We start from the raw sequence: 4,487 nt of genomic DNA on the forward strand, positions 1-4,487 counted from the left end.
GCGCGGCCGGGGGGCCGGCGCGCGCGGCCCCCGCGGCCACTGACGGCCGGGGGGGCGGGGCCCCCGCCCCGGGCCCGCCACTACCGGGCGTCGTGCTGGTGGATACTGCGCCTGCCGCAAGCGTATCGACCAACGGTCGATATCTACGGGGCGTAGATCATCTTGCGGGTCATGCCGCCGTCCACCACGTGGTCCTGGCCGCTGATGAAGCCGGACAGGTCCGGGGACAGCAGGAAGACCGCCAACGCACCGATGTCCTCCGGCTGGCCGACGCGGCCGACCGGGTGCTGCGCGTGGTCGCGGCGCGACAGCTTGGGCGCACGCCGGCGTGCCGGCGCCTGCCAGGCATCGGTGGTGATCCAGCCCGGGCTGATGCTGTTCACCCGCACGTGCGGGCCTTCGCTCAGCGCCAGCGCATGGGTGAACGCCACCAGCCCGCCCTTGGCCGCCGCATAGGCTTCGCTGTCCGGCTCGGACTGCCACGCGCGGGTGGAGGCGATGTTGACGATGGCACCGGCCTGCGTGCGCAGCGCCGGCAGCGCGTGCTTGCTGCACAGGAAGGCGCCATGCAGGCTGGACAACCGGCGCTGCCATTCGGTCAGCGTCATCTGCGCCAACGCGGTGCCGTGCGCGCTGGCGATGCCGGCATTGTTGACCAGCCCATCGATGCGGCCGAAGCGCTTCAGCGTCGCCTTCACCAGCGCCTGCACGCTGCGCTCGCTGGCCACGTCCGCGCGCTGGAAGGCCGCGCGGTCGGGCAGCGCCCATTCCTTCAGGCAGGCCTTGCCGGCCTCCGCGTCGAGGTCGGCGATCATCACGCTGCCCCCCGCGCCCAGCACCGCCTGGGCGATACCGCGGCCCACGCCCTGCGCGCCACCGGTGACGATCACCACGCGGTCGCGCAGCGGTTGCGCGTTCCAGTCGGTGATGGCCGGGGTCAGTGGCATCGCGGCGTGTCCTTGCGGCCCAGCAGTCGCGTCCAGCCTTCCACGCCCAGCTTGTCCAGGGTCTCGATGTTGCGCTCCACGATCACGTCCGGGTCGGGGAAGGCCGCCACCGCACGTTCCACGCTGTCTTCGCGCAGCAGGTGCAGGGTGGGGTAGGGCGCGCGGTTGGTGTAATTGCTCACATCATCCGGGGCCACCCCGGCGAACTGGTACTGCGGATGGAAACTGGCCACCTGCAGGATGCCCTGCAGGTCCAGCGCCTCGATGGCCGCATCGGCGTTGTCCAGGAAATCGTTGTAGTCCAGGAAATCGCCGAGCACGTGCGGGTGGACGATCAGCGTGGTGTCCACCACCTCGGCCGGCGTGTCGCGCAGCCGCAGCAGCTCCTCGGCCAGTTCTTCCACCAGCGCCTCCGGGGTGGTGGCGTCGCTGAGCACGAAGCGCACCTGGTCCTTGACGTACACCGCCTTGGCGAACGGGCACAGGTTCAGGCCAATCACGATCTGCTCCAGCCACAGCCGCGTTTCGGCGAGGTAATCGATGCCATCGGGCGCGGTGTCGTCGGGGAAGCGGGCATCGTTCATGGCGGGCGGTATCGCGGGCTGGGCAGGCGATTGTACGGCCGGCAGGGGCAGGGCCGCGTCGCGGCCGCCGCCGCGCTGGCCGGCTGGCGGCAACACTGTCCATTAACTGGACAGCGGCCATGCTTGAAAGTCCTTACCTGGCAGGCAGTTGCGCGAATGCCGCCGATGGCCGATAGGCAGCGGGCGGGCGCGGGTATCCAATGCCGGGGTGAACCACGCAAGGAGTTGACGCTGATGGCAACACCCGCATTCCTGCCGACCACGCTGTGGTCGGGCAAGCTGTTCGATGGTCAATGGCAGTCCGGCGCCACGGTGCAGGCCGTGGTCGAACCGGCCACCGGTGCCACCCTGGGCCAGATCGCGATGACCGACCCGGCCGGCATCGCCGCCGCGGCCGCCACGGCCGCCGCCGCGCAGCGCGACTGGGCCGCCGCCCCCTACGAGACGCGCGCGCAGGTGCTGCGCCGCGCCGCGCAGCTGGCCGAGCAATACAACGATGACATCGTGGAATGGCTGGTCCGCGAAAGCGGCTCGACCCGGCTCAAGGCCGGCTTCGAGGCCAAGGTCAACACCAAGGCCCTGCACGAGGCGGCCGGTCTGCCCTCGCGCAGCATCGGTGAGATGCTCCCGGCCGAACCGGGCCGCCTCAACCTGGCCCGGCGCCGCCCGCTGGGCGTGGTCGGGGTGATCGCACCGTTCAATTTCCCGCTGTACCTGGCCATGCGTGCGGTGGCCCCGGCGTTGGCGCTGGGCAACGCGGTGGTGCTCAAGCCCGATCCGCGCACGGCGGTGTGCGGCGGCTTCGTGATCGCGCGGCTGTTCGAACTGGCGGGCCTGCCGGCCGGGCTGCTGCACGTGCTGCCCGGCGATGGCGCCGCCGGCGCGGCGCTGACCAGCGACCCCAACATCGCCATGATCCAGTTCACCGGTTCCACCGCGGCCGGCCGCAAGGTCGGTGAGGCGGCGGGCAGGCACCTCAAGAAGGTCTCGCTGGAACTGGGCGGCAAGAACGCGCTGATCATCCTGGACGATGCCGACCTGGACCTGGCCATCGCCAACACCGCCTGGGGCGTCTACCTGCACCAGGGCCAGATCTGCATGGCCACCGGGCGCGTGCTGGTGCAGCGCAGCCTCTACCCGCGCTTCCTGGAGAAGCTGGTGGCCAAGGCGGCCTCGCTGAAGGTGGGCGATCCGGCCACCGCGGACGTGGCGATCGGCCCGCTGATCAATGCCCAGCAGCGCGACCACGCCGCGCGCATCGTGGCCGAGGCCCAGGCCGCCGGTGCCACGCTCGCCACGGGCGGCACCTACCAGGACCTGTTCTTCGCCCCCACCGTGCTCAGCGACGTGGGCCGCGACAACCCGGCCTTCCGCGAGGAGATCTTCGCACCGGTCGCGGTGGTGGTGCCCTTCGATACCGACGAAGAGGCCATCGCGCTGGCCAACGACAGCGAGTACGGCCTGTCCATGGGGATCGTGTCCAGCAACGTGGGACGTGCGCTCAAGCTCGGCGAGCGCCTGCGCACCGGCCTGCTGCACATCAACGACCAGACCGTGAACGATGAAGTGATCAATCCGTTCGGCGGCGTCGGCGCCTCCGGCAACGGCACCAGCATCGGCGGCCCCTCCAACATCGACGAGTTCACCCAGTGGCAATGGCTGACCGTCAAGGGCGAAGCGCCCGCCTACCCGATCTGAGCGAAGGAACCGACATGAGTGCGACTGCAGAACTGCGCGACATCACCGTGGCCGTGGTGCGCCACAAGGAACAGCCTTTCACCATCGAAAAGGCACGCATCCGCGGCCCGCAGGATGACGAGGTGCTGGTGCGGGTGATCGCCACCGGCCTGTGCCATACCGATCTGATCGTGCGCGACCAGTACTACCCGGTGCCGCTGCCGGCGGTGCTGGGCCATGAAGGCGCGGGCATCGTCGAAGCGCTCGGGCCGGGGGTGAAGGACCTCAAGGTGGGCGACCACGTGGTGCTCACCTACGGTGCGTGTGGCCACTGCAATCCCTGCAGCGGCGGCCACGGCGCCTACTGCAAGGACTTCTTCGGGCTCAACTTCGGCGGCGCCGCGCTGGATGGCAGCACCGCCCTGCAGGACCCGGATGGCCAGCCGCTGCACGATCACTTCTTCGCGCAGTCGTCCTTCGCCACCTACGCGCTGAGCCGCGAGAACAACGCGATCAAGGTGCCCGACGATGCCCCCATCGCGCTGCTGGGCCCGCTGGGCTGCGGCATCCAGACCGGTGCCGGGGCGGTGATCAACTCGCTCAAGGTCGGCGCCGGCAGCAGCTTTGCCAGCTTCGGCGCGGGGGCGGTGGGCCTGAGTGCGGTGATGGCCGCGCGCGTGGCCGGGGCCACCACCATCATCGCCATCGACGTGGTGCCCTCGCGGCTGGAACTGGCTACCGAGCTGGGCGCCACCCACGTGATCGACAGCCGCGAGGTGGACGTGGTGGAGGCGGTACGTGCGATCACCGGCGGCGGCGCCGATTTCGCGCTCGAATCCACCGGTCGCCCGGAGGTGCTGGCGCAGGGCATCGAAGCGCTGGGCGGGTTGGGCGCGATTGGCGTGGTCGGCGCGCCCAAGCTGGGCACCAAGGCCGAGTTCGACGTCAACAACCTGCTGCTGGGCGGGCGCACCATCCGCGGCATCGTCGAGGGCGACAGCGTGCCCAAGGTGTTCATCCCGCAACTGGTGCAGCTGTACCAGCAGGGCCGCTTCCCGTTCGACAAGCTGGTGAAGTTCTACCCGCTGGACCAGATCAACCAGGCGGCGGAAGACAGCACCAAGGGCATCACTTTGAAGCCGATTCTGCGGATCGCGGCGTGAGGTGAGGCTTTGCAGGGTTGCGCCCTGCACCCGCCGAATCAACGTCAACGTCAACGGCAACAGCAACAGCGGGCATTCCGTGGGATGGCGGGGCGGTGTCGGATTGCGGGGACGCC

At 70.0% G+C, this 4,487-nt stretch carries 4 protein-coding genes; 2 read left to right on the forward strand and 2 right to left on the reverse strand.

The window, feature by feature from the left end:
• Positions 1-143: 143 nt before the first annotated feature.
• Both RSA25_RS13825 and RSA25_RS13830 read right to left on the reverse strand, forming a co-directional pair.
• Positions 144-947 carry an SDR family oxidoreductase gene (locus RSA25_RS13825; RefSeq protein WP_332809443.1) on the reverse strand — a complete coding sequence of 268 codons (804 nt, stop codon included), beginning with the start codon at positions 945-947 and terminating at the stop codon, positions 144-146.
• Positions 938-1,531: a DUF1415 domain-containing protein gene (locus RSA25_RS13830; RefSeq protein ID WP_332809444.1), complete on the reverse strand. Its 594-nt coding sequence runs from the start codon at positions 1,529-1,531 to the stop codon at positions 938-940. Before RSA25_RS13830 ends, RSA25_RS13825 begins: the two co-directional genes overlap by 10 nt.
• Before the next feature lie 231 nt (positions 1,532-1,762).
• Between RSA25_RS13830 and RSA25_RS13835 the strand changes: the two genes are divergently transcribed.
• Together RSA25_RS13835 and RSA25_RS13840 are read left to right on the forward strand one after the other, a co-directional pair.
• Positions 1,763-3,229, forward strand: coding sequence for a benzaldehyde dehydrogenase (locus tag RSA25_RS13835; RefSeq protein WP_332809446.1), 1,467 nt, complete (start codon positions 1,763-1,765; stop codon positions 3,227-3,229).
• 14 nt (positions 3,230-3,243) lie between these two features.
• Positions 3,244-4,371 (forward strand): NAD(P)-dependent alcohol dehydrogenase, encoded by a 1,128-nt coding sequence (locus RSA25_RS13840; protein WP_332809445.1) that lies wholly within the window; start codon positions 3,244-3,246, stop codon positions 4,369-4,371.
• The last annotated feature ends 116 nt before the right edge of the window (positions 4,372-4,487 follow it).

This window comes from Stenotrophomonas sp., assembly GCF_036662295.1.
Lineage (GTDB): Bacteria > Pseudomonadota > Gammaproteobacteria > Xanthomonadales > Xanthomonadaceae > Stenotrophomonas.